This is a genomic window from Haloterrigena gelatinilytica (genome assembly GCF_013342145.1).
GTDB classification, from domain to species: domain Archaea; phylum Halobacteriota; class Halobacteria; order Halobacteriales; family Natrialbaceae; genus Haloterrigena; species Haloterrigena gelatinilytica.
Genome location: NZ_JABUQZ010000001.1, coordinates 113,996 through 126,995, shown reverse-complemented (window position 1 = coordinate 126,995; position 13,000 = coordinate 113,996). Strand labels below are relative to the sequence as shown.

12 protein-coding genes and 1 pseudogene are annotated in these 13,000 nt (G+C 68.8%); 4 read left to right on the top strand and 9 right to left on the bottom strand.

The window, feature by feature from the left end; translation table 11 throughout:
• Nucleotides 1–274: 274 nt before the first annotated feature.
• Genes HTZ84_RS00685 through HTZ84_RS00660 form a run of 6 tightly spaced genes read right to left on the bottom strand, consistent with a single transcriptional unit; the run spans nt 275 to nt 7,300 of the window.
• Nucleotides 275–1,192, bottom strand: a complete 918-nt coding sequence (locus HTZ84_RS00685; protein ID WP_174678914.1) for an alkaline phosphatase family protein — start codon at nt 1,190–1,192, stop codon at nt 275–277.
• A complete protein-coding gene (locus tag HTZ84_RS00680; protein WP_174678913.1) occupies nt 1,189–2,298 on the bottom strand; it encodes a sulfatase-like hydrolase/transferase in 1,110 nt (369 codons plus the stop codon). The genes HTZ84_RS00685 and HTZ84_RS00680 overlap by 4 nt, the downstream gene beginning before the upstream one ends.
• Nucleotides 2,299–2,344: 46 nt before the next feature.
• Entirely contained in the window at nt 2,345–3,799 is a 1,455-nt protein-coding gene (locus tag HTZ84_RS00675) for a sulfatase-like hydrolase/transferase (protein ID WP_174678912.1), read from the bottom strand.
• Complete coding sequence (locus tag HTZ84_RS00670; protein ID WP_174678911.1) at nt 3,796–4,890, bottom strand: glycosyltransferase family 4 protein; 1,095 nt, start codon at nt 4,888–4,890, stop codon at nt 3,796–3,798. The genes HTZ84_RS00675 and HTZ84_RS00670 overlap by 4 nt, the downstream gene beginning before the upstream one ends.
• Nucleotides 4,887–6,140: a glycosyltransferase gene (locus tag HTZ84_RS00665; RefSeq protein ID WP_174678910.1), complete on the bottom strand. Its 1,254-nt coding sequence runs from the start codon at nt 6,138–6,140 to the stop codon at nt 4,887–4,889. Before HTZ84_RS00665 ends, HTZ84_RS00670 begins: the two co-directional genes overlap by 4 nt.
• Nucleotides 6,137–7,300: a glycosyltransferase gene (locus HTZ84_RS00660; RefSeq protein ID WP_174678909.1), complete on the bottom strand. Its 1,164-nt coding sequence runs from the start codon at nt 7,298–7,300 to the stop codon at nt 6,137–6,139. Before HTZ84_RS00660 ends, HTZ84_RS00665 begins: the two co-directional genes overlap by 4 nt.
• A gap of 266 nt (nt 7,301–7,566) precedes the next feature.
• On the opposite strand from HTZ84_RS00660, the gene HTZ84_RS00655 reads away from it, so the two are divergent.
• The 3 genes and pseudogenes from HTZ84_RS00655 (at nt 7,567) to HTZ84_RS00645 (ending at nt 9,766) form a co-directional block, all read left to right on the top strand.
• Nucleotides 7,567–8,274 carry a DUF120 domain-containing protein gene (locus HTZ84_RS00655; RefSeq protein WP_174678908.1) on the top strand — a complete coding sequence of 236 codons (708 nt, stop codon included), beginning with the start codon at nt 7,567–7,569 and terminating at the stop codon, nt 8,272–8,274.
• A pseudogene (gene ribB, locus HTZ84_RS00650) lies at nt 8,271–9,001 on the top strand (3,4-dihydroxy-2-butanone-4-phosphate synthase). Before HTZ84_RS00655 ends, ribB begins: the two are co-directional and overlap by 4 nt.
• 114 nt (nt 9,002–9,115) lie before the next feature.
• Entirely contained in the window at nt 9,116–9,766 is a 651-nt protein-coding gene (locus HTZ84_RS00645) for an HhH-GPD family protein (protein ID WP_174678907.1), read from the top strand.
• 196 nt (nt 9,767–9,962) lie between these two features.
• Here the strand turns inward: HTZ84_RS00645 and HTZ84_RS00640 are convergent, their stop codons facing one another.
• On the bottom strand, nt 9,963–10,760 hold the full coding sequence (locus HTZ84_RS00640; RefSeq protein ID WP_174678906.1) for an ABC transporter permease subunit: 798 nt from the start codon (nt 10,758–10,760) through the stop codon (nt 9,963–9,965).
• 1 nt (nt 10,761) lies between these two features.
• Nucleotides 10,762–11,742: an ABC transporter ATP-binding protein gene (locus tag HTZ84_RS00635; protein WP_174678905.1), complete on the bottom strand. Its 981-nt coding sequence runs from the start codon at nt 11,740–11,742 to the stop codon at nt 10,762–10,764.
• Nucleotides 11,743–11,858: 116 nt separating this feature from the next.
• On the opposite strand from HTZ84_RS00635, the gene HTZ84_RS00630 reads away from it, so the two are divergent.
• Nucleotides 11,859–12,104 (top strand): PRC-barrel domain-containing protein, encoded by a 246-nt coding sequence (locus tag HTZ84_RS00630; protein ID WP_174678904.1) that lies wholly within the window; start codon nt 11,859–11,861, stop codon nt 12,102–12,104.
• Nucleotides 12,105–12,158: 54 nt separating this feature from the next.
• Here HTZ84_RS00630 and HTZ84_RS00625 read toward each other — a convergent pair whose 3' ends face one another.
• A complete protein-coding gene (locus HTZ84_RS00625) occupies nt 12,159–12,971 on the bottom strand; it encodes a class I SAM-dependent methyltransferase (RefSeq protein ID WP_174678903.1) in 813 nt (270 codons plus the stop codon).
• Nucleotides 12,972–13,000: the final 29 nt, after the last annotated feature.

Here is a 13,000-nt window from a genome sequence, read left to right as displayed (position 1 = left end):
TACGCAAACGTGGAGGGAATGGCAAAGCGGTACCGTGCGGACACCGACGAGGAGCGGCCTGCTATCGTGGCGGCAGGGAATCGCCACACCCTCCCCAGCCGATTCATTCGCTCGCAGGCTCGCTCACTCATCCCTCGCGCAGTATCGACGGCTGCCCTCGCTGGCGCTCACGGGTCACTTCGTTCCCCGTTCACATTCGAGGTGCTCCCTCCAGTCGCACCTCGCTTCGCTCGGGCAGCCGTCAGCGCACGCCACAGCACAGCATCAGTAGCGATCAGTCGAGATAGCCGAGTTCGCGCAGGCGGTCGGTCGGCATGTCGATCCCCTCGTCGTCATCGGACGCGCTCGCGCCGGATTCCGCCGCGCGTTCCTCGACCCACCGGCGCACGTCGTAGACCGATTTCGGGTAGGTGTCCGCCGTGGAACTCGCGTAGGCCCGCCAGGAGTGACTCGCCGGCTTCTCGCCGGCGTCGGGCGGGTAGAACGCGGTCCGCATGCCGTGATCGCTGACGACGAGGAGTTCGTCGTCCGCGCCGAGGGCGGCGACGATCTCCTGGACGTACTCGCCGACGCGTTCGTAGGCGCGGCCAAGCGCGGCCTCGTCGTCGGCGTAGGCGTGGCCCGCCGCGTCCAGCGTGTGGACGTGGACGCCGGCGATCGAGACCGGATGCTCGAGCATCTCGCGAGCCCAGCCGAACTGCTGGGCGCAGAGCCCGAACAGTTCGCGCTCGAACTCGCTTCGGGGCATCCCCTCCGCAACGGCGTTCATCAGGTCCCAGGCCCGCTGGAGGGGTGTCCCGTCGTGGACGCCCGGCCAGTTGTGGACGACCGCGTCGTCGGCGTCGAACATCGACTCGCGGTCCGTCTCGCCGATGCGCTCGCGCTCGCCGGTCCGAGAGCGGACCAGTTTGCCGAGCGTCCCCCGCGTCGACTCGTCGAGGTGGCCGGTGACCGTCGAGGCGAGGTCGAGCGCGGGGTTTTCCCACTCGCTCGTGCCGCCGCCCGTAATGCCGTGTTCGGACGGCTCGAGCCCGGTCGCGACGGTCGCCCAGACCTCCGGCGTGTACGGGACGTCTTGCGTGTTCGCGAACGTCTCGATCTCGCCGCTCGACTCGAGGCGGAACGAGTCGAGGTCGAAGTGATCGATCAGTCCGGCATCGAGCGCGTCGAGGGCAAGTACGACGACGGTCATGCGTATCCGAGGTCCTCCAGATCTTCCTGCAGCGCCTCTTCCTTGACGACGTAGGCGGGATCGAACCGCTCGAGTTCCCGCTCGAGACCGGGGTCGTCGACCGGTTCGCCGTCGTCGAGTCGATACGTGCCGTCCGCCGTCGCGATGTGGTCGGCGGTCATCGCGGCCTTTCGATCCCCGTAGGCGGCGAAGGCGGTGTCGCGGTCGAACGTGCCCTTGCGGTGTTCGCTGCCGGTCAGGACCGTCGGCACGTCGATCAGGGAGACGACCTCGCCGGCGTCGGGGGCGTTCCGCGTGCCGAACGGGACGTTCAGCAGTTCGGGGCGCATCTCGCCGGGGTGGCCCCACAGCCCGTCCTCGCCGAGCAACTCGCCGTGGTCGCCACAGAAGACGACCCGCGTCTCGTCCGGGATCGCGTTCCAGAGGGGCTCGAGAGCCGCGTCGAGTTCGGCGATCTCCTGTCGGTAGAGGTCCCGAACGAGGGCCTCGTCCTCCGCGGAGCCCCGATCCGAGAGGACGCGACGGGTGACCCGCTGGGCCGTCGCTCGATCGACGTTCGCGCCGTCGGGGTCGTAGGGATGGTGGGGCTCCATGAAGTGCAGCCAGCCGAACCACTCCTCGCGGCCGTCGACCTCGCGCAGAAACTGGTCCACGACGTCCGCAGCGGGGCGGAACGACTTCTCGGTCTCCTCGACGTAGCTCCGGAGCTGCTGGTAGCGGTTGTAGCCCCAGCTGGCGACCTTGTAGGGAAGCGAGCCGCGCTCGAGGAGGATCGCGCCCTTGTCCTTCAGGGACTCGCCGCCGCCCTTCGGCGACGTGAACGAGTCGAACCCGGCCGCGTAGCCGTACTCCTGAGAGAGCAGGTGGTTCGTCGTGATCCCGACGCTCGGGGCGTCGAACTCGTGGGCGACGCTGGCCTCGGACTCGAGGCCGTTGCCGGCCGGATACTCCCCGCCGATGATCGCCGGGAAGCTGCCGGGCGTCGCGGTGCTCGTGGCGAACGCGGCGTCGTGGGTGTCGTCCAGGAACGCCAGGGTCTCCGGCATGTACTGGACGTGATCGGTTCTGAGCGAATCGACCGTGACTAGCAGGGTAGTGTCCGTCATGTGCGTGGTTCGTAACCTCCGTTCGAAGCGCGACGCGACCTCGCGCTCATAGGTATCCCAGATCCTCCAGCCGGGCGCGACTCGCCGCGTCGACCCCCTCGGCGTGGTCCCGGCCGTCAGCGTCCTCGTCGGTAACCCAGTCGCCGAAGGCGGACTCGAAGAGCCCGTCCGGAACCGTCTCGTCGGGTCGTTCGACCTGCTCCGACGGCGGTCCGGAGACGTCGTAGACGGCCTCCGCGCCGAGTTGATCGCGGTAGTACTTCCGATCGCCCTCGTAGACGACTCGCTGACCGCGGTCCCAGTACGATTCGTCGCCGCCCTCCGGGATGCCGGAGCCGGAGCCGACGATTTCGGCGCGAGCGCGCTCGCGCTCGAGGGCGAACGGATCGAACGGCTCCTCGCCCGCGAGCGACCGGACCGCGTCGCCGAGGTCGGCGTGGGAGGCGAGCCCGCCGACGTCGACGGGACGGGACGTATCGTCGACCGCGAGCTCGAGGGCGCCGTCGTCGGTGGCCACGACGTCGAACGGAACGTGTAACAGCCCCTCGGAGAGGCTGCTCATGTGGTTCATGAGGTAGCCGTCGGACTCGTAGCCGAGGTTCTCGCCGTGGTCGGCCGTCACGATCAGGATCGACTCGCGGTCGTCCTCCCGCGCTAGGGCGTCTAGGAGGTCGGTAACGACCCGGTCGAGGTAGTCGACCGTCGCGGCGTAGAGCCGACGGACGCGCTCGACGTCCGATTCGTACTCGCCGAGGCCGTCCGCGACGTTGACGTCCGAGTCCCGGAACGAACTCGAGTGGAAGTCGGACGAGACGCCGTGAATCGAGTCGTCGAGCCCGCGGAAGGCGGTGTGGGGTCCGTGGGCGTCCATGACGTTGGCGAAGGCGACGACCGGCCCGTCGGGCTCGGCGACCTCCCGCTCGAGGGTGCGGGCGATCGCCCGGCCGCCGAAGTCGGTCGGCTTCTCGATCGGCAGCTTCCGGCTCACGTCGTCGAGTTTGAGCAGGACGCCGTTGGCCAGCGAGCGCAGCGGGTGGTCGTGTTCGAGGGCCTCGCGGACGAAGTCGGCGTAGGCCGCCACGCCGTCGGTCGATCGGTCGGAGATGTGTTCCTGGACGTCCATCCCCTCCGGGAGTCTGCGGCTCGGCGAGATGGGTATCGTCCGGTCGAAAAAGCGGTCGAAGCCGAAGACGGGGCTGGCGTAGATGTTCGACGTGACGCAGACCGACTCGTACCCCTGCCGCTCGAGGGGTGTGAGCCAGGTGTCTTCGGCGTCGATCGGGTCGAACCGACGTTGGTGAGCGTGGACGCCGGTCTCCGACGCGACCGAGCCGGTCAGGAGACCGGCGTGGCTCGGGACGCTCCAGCCGCCGAGCGCGCGCATCCCCTCGAAGCGGACGGCCGCCCGCTCCCGAAGGCGGGTCGCGAATCGGTCGTAAACGTCCTTTCTGACGGTGTCCAGACAGAGGACGACGATATTCGGTCGACGATTGCCGGTCATGCGAACTCCTCCAGCGCGGCGCTGAAGCGGTCACCCTGATTCGATTCGGTCAGATCGGCGACGAGGTCTCGCTGCTCGCTCGCGGCCGACCGTCGCTCGTCCGGCGCTCGCTCGAAGACGTCCCGCAGGCCCTCGAGCAGGCCCGTCTCGGTCGGCGGGACGACCTGTCGCGGCGGTAAGAGCTCTCGGACGCCGGTCGCCTCGGTGACCACCGTCGGCGTGCCCGAGAGGATCCCCTCGAGCGCGGCGACGGGGAAGGCGTCGCCTCGAGAGGACTGGACGTAGACGCTCGCGCGGCCGAACCAGTCGGCGAAGGTGTCCAGATCGACGAAGCCGGGCGTGAGGACGCGGGATCTGTCCGCGTACCCTTCCGCCTCGTGGCCCTCGCCGAGGACGACCAGTCGCACGTCGGCGTCGACGGTCCGGGCGAACCTGCCGACCGCTCGAGCCAGTCGGTCGTAACCGTTGGCCGGTTTGGCCTCGCCGGCGGAAAGGATCGTGAACGGCTCCTGTGGCGAGGTCGGCGAGAGCGACGCGAGCCGCCCGTACTTCGCGTCGCTGATCGGCGGCCGGACGTAGGCGACCGGGTGATCGCCGAGGTACGGTCGCGCCCAATCGTAGACGTCCCTGCCGACCGCGATCACGCCGTCCAGCAGCCGCCTCGAGATCGGCTCGAGCCCGCGCCAGAGGTAGCGCGTCGGCCGCTCGGAGAGGGTGTAGAAGGTCTCGTCCGCGGCGAGGTAGACGAGGGTCGCGTCCGGTCGGCGGAGTTTGTACGCGAGCCCGGTCTGGAGCGGCGCGCTCCCCTCCGCGATGACGGTGTCGTACGCGGGGAGCGTCCCGCCGGTCCGAATCCGGTCGACGATCCGCTCGGTGTTGCCGTTCGATTCGGACGGACGGACGCCGGTCTCGAAGTGGCGACGGTCGGCGCCGACGGCGTCGGCGAACACGCGGTGTGCGGGGTGGGCGTCGCTGTTCTGGTAGAGGAGACAGCGATCGCCGGATTTCGCTCCCCGCGACTGGGCGGAGTCGGTGTCCGTCCGCACCCTCGAGTCGCCGCCCCGATCGCGAGCGGTCGCGTTCGCCGTCACCGATCGGCCACCCCCTCGGCGCGCTCCTCGTCGCGTCGCTGCTCGACTCGTCGAGTGTCGTCCGCGCGTTCGGGCTCAGATTCGGATCCGGGAACGGACTCCGACGCCGGCTCCGGCACGTCGATCTCGGTCGCCGCCGTCTCCGCGACGACCTCGCGCAGCCCGGCCGCGAAGCGGTCGTACTCGTAGCGCCGCGCCTCCGCGCGGATCTCGGTCGCGTCGAAGTCGTCGGGATCGAACCGACGAACCGTCTCGCGGATCGACTCGACGGTCGGCTCGAAGAGCAGCCCCGTCCGGGCGCCCTGCACCTGATAGCGCGTGAACCCCTCGTTGACGCCGAGGAGGGGTTTGCCGGCCATCATGGCCTCGGCTCCGACGAGGCCGAAGTCCTCCTGTTTAGGGGCGTAGACGACCGCGGTAGCCCGGGCGACCAGCGACTCGATGTCCGCGACGTAGCCCCGCACCTCGATGTTGTCGTAGTTCGCCGCGAAGGACTCGAGTTGCTCGCGTTGCTCGCCGTCGCCGGCGATCACGAGCCGTTCGTCCAGCCCCGCGAAGGCCTTCGCGATCGTGTCGATCCGCTTCTCGGGGGCGAGCCGGGACCAGGTGACGAAGTAGCCCTCGTCGCCCTCGTTGCGCCAGTCGCCGGTCACCGGCGGGTAGACGACCGTCGCGTCGCGGTCATAGAACCGCCGGATCCGGTCGCGGACGAGTTCGCTGTTCGCGACGAACCGATCGACGTAGTCGTTGGCCTCCTTGTCCAGCGCCCGCCAGCCCTTGGCGTAGGCCTTGAGCCCGGTCTCGACGAACGGCGCGTCGAATCCGGAGAGCCGGTCCCGGTAGAGGTCGTACAGCCACCGCGGCGGGCTGTGGGGGTAGTGGACGATTCGCTGTCCCACCTCGGGGACGTAGTACTTCGAGAGCGGCGCGCTCTCGAGGATCACGTCGTAGTCGGCGAGATCGGGGTGGGCGTCCGTCATATCGAGCGCCACGTTGAGCGTCTCGAGGGGGTTCATTCCCTCGTTCTTCCACTCGAGGAACGGACGCCACGGCAGCGAGGTGTACTTCGCCTGCTGGAACGGGATCACCTCGACGTCGTCGGGGATCTCGGTTCCCTCGGCGACGTAGGTCGTGTAGATCGGCGCCTCGAGGACGCGCGCGGCCTCGATGGCGAACTCCTCGCCGCCGCCGATGCCGGGGAACCGGTCGTGGAGGATCGCGACGTTCGCGTCTGCGTCGGCGTCGGTCACTGTAACACCTCCCGGAGTTCGTCGTCGGTCGACCAGGTGCCGTCGTGGGTCTCCTCGTCACCGTCGGCGCGGGCGCGGACGAGGGAGACGCTGGCGCGCAGCAGCGAGATCTGGGTGTCGAACAGCGAGTAGATCGGCTGGAGCGGCCCGAGCGCGTCCCGCGAGCCCAGCGCCGTGAAGGCGAGGACGCCGGCCGGCGTGAGCAGCCCGGCGGGGCCGAGGACCGCCAGCGAGCCGAGCGTCGCCAGCGCGAGGCCGGCGCCGACGAGCCACGGCGAGACGATCATGAACCACCAGTTGAAGGGCAGGACGACGCGGCCGTAGTTACCGTGGCGGCCGAGCGCGTCCCGCTGGCGCCACAGCAGGCGCAGGAGTCCCATCGCCCGGCGGTCCTTCTGCTCGCGGCGCTTGCCGAACTCGGAGTGGGCGGCCTCCTTGTAGTGGATCTCCGGATCGAAGACGGCGCGGCCGCCGTTGCGTCGGATCTTTAAGGCGAGTTCGCTGTCGTCGGCGATCGAGTCCTCGTCGATCGGAACGATGGCGTCGCGTTCGAACGCCGAGAACGGCCCGTGGAAGATCAGCGTCGAGTCGATGTGGGACTCGAGGATCTGGATCATCGTCTGGATGTCCCGGTAGCTCTGTTCGACCTCGCTGCCGCCGATGACGTCGGCGTTGCGCCCGGTCACCGCCTCGACGTCGGGGTCGGCGAGGTTCGCGACCGCTTTCCGGACGGCGTCGGGCGCCAGCCGGGAGTCGCAGTCGGTCTTGACGACGACTTCGTTCTCCGCGGCGGCGTAGGCTTCGTTCAGCGCGGTCGCGAGCCCGCGCCGCTCGTCCTCGCGGATGAGCGTCAGTTCCGGCTCCGGACGGCCCGCGAAGAAGGTCTCGACTAATTCGGCCGTTCCGTCGTCGCTCGAGTCGACGACGACGATTTCGATCTTCTCCGTCGGGTAGTCGAGCTCGACCAGCTCCTCGAGTTTCGATTCGACGATGGCGGCCTCGTTGTACGTCGGCAGCACGATGCTAACCGACGGTTCGCGGGGCCGCGTGTTCGCCGGCGTGCCCGACGGCCGCCGGAGATAGTACGCTCCCAGGTAGATCAGGTACGGGAGGCCCGTCAGTGCGACCAGTCCGAACAGGGCCTCGACGAGACGCTTCATGCAAGTACGCCTAAACGCTCAACAGACCGCGGTAAAACCGGACGGCTTGCATTGTGCAAGGAACGGCGTCGCGATGTCGAGCCCCGCGAATTTCGGCGGTGCGAGTCGAGCGGGGGCATCGGACCGAAACCTCGAGGGGACCGGTGGCTTTTTGCGCCGGGCGCGGAATTGCAGGACACGCGATAAACGCTCGACAACGCCATCACAGTTTTGTTACGCATACCACATTCGGTATGCTTTTAGGGAATCCGCCCATAGGCTCGGGTATGTCAGTCTCAGCTGAGTCCGCCGTCGGGCACGACGAACTCGCCGTGCTCAAACTGCTCGCGCTCGAGGGCGGTCTCGAGGGCGACGTGAAGATCTCCTGTTCTCACCTCGCGGATCGACTGGACGCGTCGAACCAGACCGCCTCGCGCCGGCTCCAGCGCCTCGAGAGCGCGGAGCTGCTCGAGCGCGATACGGTCAGCGACGGCCAGTGGGTGGCGATCACCGACGACGGCGAACACGCGCTCCACGCCGAGTACGAGGACTACCGTCGCATCTTCGAGACGGACTCGGAGATCGAACTCGACGGCACCGTCACCAGCGGCATGGGCGAGGGCCGCCACTACATCTCCCTGCCGGGGTACCAGCGCCAGTTCGAGGACCGACTCGGCTACGAGCCGTTCCCCGGCACGCTGAACGTCGACCTGCGCGACGACAGCGTCCGTCGGCGCGGCGCCATGTCGTCGCTCGAGCCCGTGCCGATCGACGGGTGGGAGGACGACGACCGCACCTACGGCCCCGCGGTCTGCCACCCCGCGACGATCGAGACGGCCGACGGCGACCGGTACGAGACCGCACACATCATCGCGCCCGAGCGGACCCACCACGACGAGGACCAGCTCGAGGTCATCGCCCCGGACAAGCTCCGCGAGGAGCTCGACCTCGAGGACGACGATCACGTCGTCGTCTACGTGGGTGGTCGCGAATGACCGGCCACCACGCCGGGCCGCGATCGACCGCGGACGGCGAGCCGAACGCGAGCGCCGACGGCGGCACCGGCCGGGCCGCGCGGGCCGGCGCCGTCGACGACGCCCTCGAGTCGCTGCGGGCCGGCGAGCCGGTGTTGGTCCACGACGCGGCCGATCGCGAGGGCGAGACCGACCTGATCTACCACGCCGATCACGTCACGCCCGAGGCCGTCGCCCGCCTGCGCAACGACGCGGGCGGCCTCGTCTGCGTCGCGCTGGGCCACGAGGTCGCCGAGGCGTTCGACCTGCCCTTCTACGCCGAGGAAGTCGACCACCCGCGACGGGCGACCACGAACTCGGCTACGACGAGCGCTCGTCGTTCTCGCTGACGGTCAACCACCGCGACACCTACACCGGGATCACGGACGACGATCGCTCGACGACGATCCGCGCGCTGGGCGAGGCCGCCGCCGCGCCCGCGGAGACCGATTTCGCCGCCGAGTTCCGCGTCCCCGGCCACGTCCACCTGCTGAAGGCCGCGCCCGACCTGCTCGCACAGCGGGAGGGCCACACCGAACTCGGCCTCGCGCTGGCCGAGGCCGCCGACCTCCCGTCGGCCGTCGTCGTCTGCGAGATGTTAGACGACGAGACCGGCGCGGCGCTCTCGCCCGCCGACGCCCGCGCCTACGCCGACCGACACGACTTCGCCTACCTCGAGGGCAGCGCGGTCCTCGAGCGACTGGGGTAGGAGCCGACCGACGACTGAACACGGACTCGTCCGCCTGGGTATCGGGGATCGATCGTTTCCCGAACGTCGCTCACCGTCCTCACGTATTTAACCGATACCGCGACAGGGTACCGCATGCCCTCGAGTTCCCGGCCGTTTACCGATCCGCTGCTCCGCTGGTACGAGAGACACGGTCGACACGGTCTCCCGTGGCGCGCGACCGAACGATCGCCTTACGAACTGCTTATCGCGGAAGTCCTGCTCCAGCGGACGACGGCGGCCGCCGTATCCGGAGCGTACGTTCCCTTCGTGACGCGGTATCCGACTCCCGAGGCCGTCGTCGCCGCTCCGTCGGACGAGATCGAGGATCGGATCGCACCGCTCGGTCTCTCGAAGCGCGCGGGGTTCATCGAACGGTGTTCGGGACAGCTGCTCGCTCGCCATTCGGGAAAAATTCCCCGCTGTCGGTACGAGCTCGCGGAGCTCCACGGAGTCGGAGCGTACACCGCGCGCTCGGTGGCGGTTCACGCGTTCGGAGAGGACGTCTCGGCAGTGGACACGAACGTTCGGCGGTTGATCTCTCGGTTCTTCGGTCTCGAGTGCGATTCGGACGCGATCGCCGTTCTCGCGGACGAAATAGCACCGTCCGATCGGAGCAGCGATTTCCTGTACGCCATGCTGGACTTCGCGGCCGACGTCTGTACCTCACGGAATCCCGAGTGCGGTGATTGTCCGCTCGGCGACGACTGCGTCAGCACCGGGCTCGCGAGCGATAACGCCGACTGAATTAGAGGCGCTCATCGGATGACGGCTTCGCCTACCTCGAGGGCACTCTCCACGTTCAGTTCCAGCGCGGCAACCGGATCGCCGGGACGACGGAGTTCGTCGGCGTGTCGCTCACGGGGCCGGTCAGGCGCAGTTCGTCGCCCAGTTCTCGGGATCGCTTGAAGGCGAGGCGATCGAGTTTCGGAGTTCGAGTTCGCTACGAGGCGATATCGCTTCGTTCGAACCAGCGCTGACTGGCGACGACGAGGACGGCGGTCATCGCGACCAGGATTCCGGCGTGGACGGGATCGACCGAACTCTCGAGCAACACGGCGTTGGGATCGAAGTACCGCATGGGGGCGACGGCGCCGACCGCCTCGTAGTCGGTGCCGGTCAGGAGGGACTCGAGCATGAACAGCCCGAAGGTGATCCCGAGGGCGAGCCGCTGAGCGATGCCGACGCGGTCGACGGCGACGGAGGCGACCAGTCCGATGGCCCCGCAGGCGAAGAGGTACGGAACGGAGAGGGCGTGGAGGGCCGCCAGGTCCGCGGCCGAAATCGGCTCGCCGACCAGCGTCGCGGCGACGAAGACGACGACCGGGGTGACGACGTTGACGACGACGATCGGGACGGCCAGCGCGGCGAACTTCTCCGCGACGGTCCGGGCCCGCGAGATCGGCATCGACAGCAGGACGTCCATCCGCCCGCGCTTGACGTCGTCGGCGATCGTGCCGGCCCCCAGATAGGCCAGGTAGAGCCCCAGCAGGATCGTCCAGCCGAAGACGTAGAGTTCGAAGGCGAGAAACCCCTCGAGGGAGGCCATCGTCCGGATGTCGAACAGCTGGATGACGCCCTCGGGATAGGCCTGCAGGAACTCCTCGTCGACGTCGTCGAACGAACCGCTGAAGGAGGGGTAGATCCAGACGACGGTGACCGCCAGCAGCGACATGGCGACCGAGAGGTAGAGGCTCCCCTTGAGTCGCTGGCGGCCGTCGTACCGGGCGAGTTCGAGCATCTCAATCGCCCCCCGGCCGCTCGGTCAGTCCCGGTTTCGACGCGGCGTCGGCGGACTCCTCGCCGCCGTAAAACCGCATGAAGACGTTCTCGAGGGGCGCCTCCTCGATCGACAGGTCGAGTAAGCGGTACTCCCGCAGGTGAGCGAGCAAGGCGTTGACGTCGCCGGTGAAGGTGAACGCGCACTCGGTGACCGCCGTCGTCGCGTCGTCGGTATCGTCGGCGTCGCCGGTGCGAACGACGCTCGTCTCGAGGTCGTGGACGCCGTCGATCGCGAGCGCCTCGCGGGGGATCGAAGTCGCGGCGCGCAGTCGAACGACCTTCCCGCTGCGGTCGAGCAGCGATTCGACGGGTTCGACCGTCACGAGGCGTCCGTTCCGGATGATCCCCACGCGGTCACAGAGCCGCCGGACCTCGCTCAACACGTGCGAGGAGAAAAACACCGTGACGCCGCGCTCGCGTTCCTCGCGAAGGAACTCGGCGAAGCGGTGCTGAATCAGCGGGTCGAGACCGCTCGTCGGCTCGTCCAAGATCACCAGCTCCGGGTCGTGCATGAACGTCGTCACGAGGCCGAGTTTGCGGACGTTGCCGTGGGAGTAGTCCCGAACCGGCCGGTCGAGGGGCGGTTCGAACAACTCGAGCAACGCCTCGCTGCGCTCGTCGCCCTTGATCGCGGCGTGGAGTTCGAGGACCTCCCGACCCGTCGCGGTCTCGTCGAACGCGGGGGCGTCCGGCAGGTAGCCCAACTGCCGTTTGGCCTCGAGCAGGGCGTCCTCGTCGGTGACGTCGCGGCCGAGCACGCGGGCCGTCCCCGCCGTCGGCGCGAGCAGACCGAGCAGCGTCCGGATCGTCGTGGTCTTGCCGGCGCCGTTGGGCCCGAGGTAGCCGAAGATCTCGCCGCGCTCGACGGAGAACGTGACGCCGTCGTTGGCCAGCACCTCGCCGTAATCCTTGGTGAGCCCCTCGAGTTCGATCGTAGCCATGACGAACCGTTAGCGACGCGTTCACATGTAACCCGCCGCCGGTCGCGATCCGATCAGAGGCGCTTCGAGTGAGGAGGAACCGAACTCATTTGTGATGGGACGTGGGCCGGACACGTATGAGCGAGATATTCGCACGAGATCTGGGCGGAAAACGCGTCGTCGGAACGGACGGGAAAATCTTCGGTCGACTCCACACCGTGACCATGGACCCCGAGTCCGGCGCGCTGCTCGACCTCGTCGTCGAACCCGGCGACGGCTCCCCGAGGACGGCGTCCGAGCGATCCGACGACGACCGACTGTGGGTGCCCGTCGATCGCATCGAGACGGTGAAGGATCAGATCATCGTTCGATCGTCCCGCTAAGGGCGGCCGGTACGGACGGGACGATCGAGAAGTACTACCCGTTCTCGAGACACTTCAAGGGACTCGACCGACGGTGACGAAAAACGGCACCGCCTCCTCGCGGCGGTACTCCCGCGCTTCCATCTGTTCGATTACGTCCCGTCCCATCTCGCGCCACGCGCCCCGGAGGTCGTCGTACTCCGCCTCGGTGAGTGCCCCCGAGAGCATCGTCTCGCGGTCGTCGGCCAGCCCCGCGCCGGTCGCCTTCCGCCGGGCCGCGACCAGCGCCATCTCGCTGTAGGGCGGCTCGACCGTCCGGACGTGATCGTACCGGCGCGTCTCGCGCACCTCGAGGCCGGCGTCCTCGAACGCCGCGCGGGCGTCGGCGCCGAGCGCGACGTCGGTCGCGACGCCGTCGAGGTAGGCGCTGCGGGCCCGCCGCTCGAGGCGGCCCTCGCGATCGACGCTCGAGTCGATCTCGACGGTGGCGTTGTTCGGTTCGACGGCCGCGACGAGATCCGTCGAGACGCGGGCGAACTCCGCGACGGCGGCCGCGGGATCGGGCAGGTTGATCAACAGCGCCTGACAGACCACGAGGTCGAAGCTGTCGTCCGGGAACGGGAGGCGCAGGGCGTCGCCGGCGACGGCGGGGACGGGATCGTCGCCGTCGGCCGCGATCTCGAGCAGCTCGCGGTCGGCGTCGCAGCCGACGACGGTGGCGTCGTCGGGGGCTTCCTCGCGCAAGACGCGGCTCAGCTCGCCGGTGCCGCAGCCGACGTCTAGGACGCGCTCGCGGGACCCGAGGGCGAGGGGCTCGAGGGCCTCGCGGGAGTCGGCCCACATCCCCTCGCGGGTCCGGCGCAGGTAGTCCTCGGAGAACTCGCGCACGGCTCCCGGTACGGCGGTCTCGAGTAAAA

What these genes read in the sequence shown, in the direction of transcription:
- HTZ84_RS00685 (WP_174678914.1), bottom strand. Translation starts at nt 1,192, where the DNA reads ATGACCGTCGTCGTACTTGCCCTCGACGCGCTCGATGCCGGACTGATC.
- HTZ84_RS00680 (WP_174678913.1), bottom strand. Translation starts at nt 2,298, where the DNA reads ATGACGGACACTACCCTGCTAGTCACGGTCGATTCGCTCAGAACCGAT.
- HTZ84_RS00675 (WP_174678912.1), bottom strand. Translation starts at nt 3,799, where the DNA reads ATGACCGGCAATCGTCGACCGAATATCGTCGTCCTCTGTCTGGACACC.
- HTZ84_RS00660 (WP_174678909.1), bottom strand. Translation starts at nt 7,300, where the DNA reads ATGAAGCGTCTCGTCGAGGCCCTGTTCGGACTGGTCGCACTGACGGGC.
- HTZ84_RS00655 (WP_174678908.1), top strand. Translation starts at nt 7,567, where the DNA reads ATGTCAGTCTCAGCTGAGTCCGCCGTCGGGCACGACGAACTCGCCGTG.
- HTZ84_RS00645 (WP_174678907.1), top strand. Translation starts at nt 9,116, where the DNA reads ATGCCCTCGAGTTCCCGGCCGTTTACCGATCCGCTGCTCCGCTGGTAC.
- HTZ84_RS00640 (WP_174678906.1), bottom strand. Translation starts at nt 10,760, where the DNA reads ATGCTCGAACTCGCCCGGTACGACGGCCGCCAGCGACTCAAGGGGAGC.
- HTZ84_RS00635 (WP_174678905.1), bottom strand. Translation starts at nt 11,742, where the DNA reads ATGGCTACGATCGAACTCGAGGGGCTCACCAAGGATTACGGCGAGGTG.
- HTZ84_RS00630 (WP_174678904.1), top strand. Translation starts at nt 11,859, where the DNA reads ATGAGCGAGATATTCGCACGAGATCTGGGCGGAAAACGCGTCGTCGGA.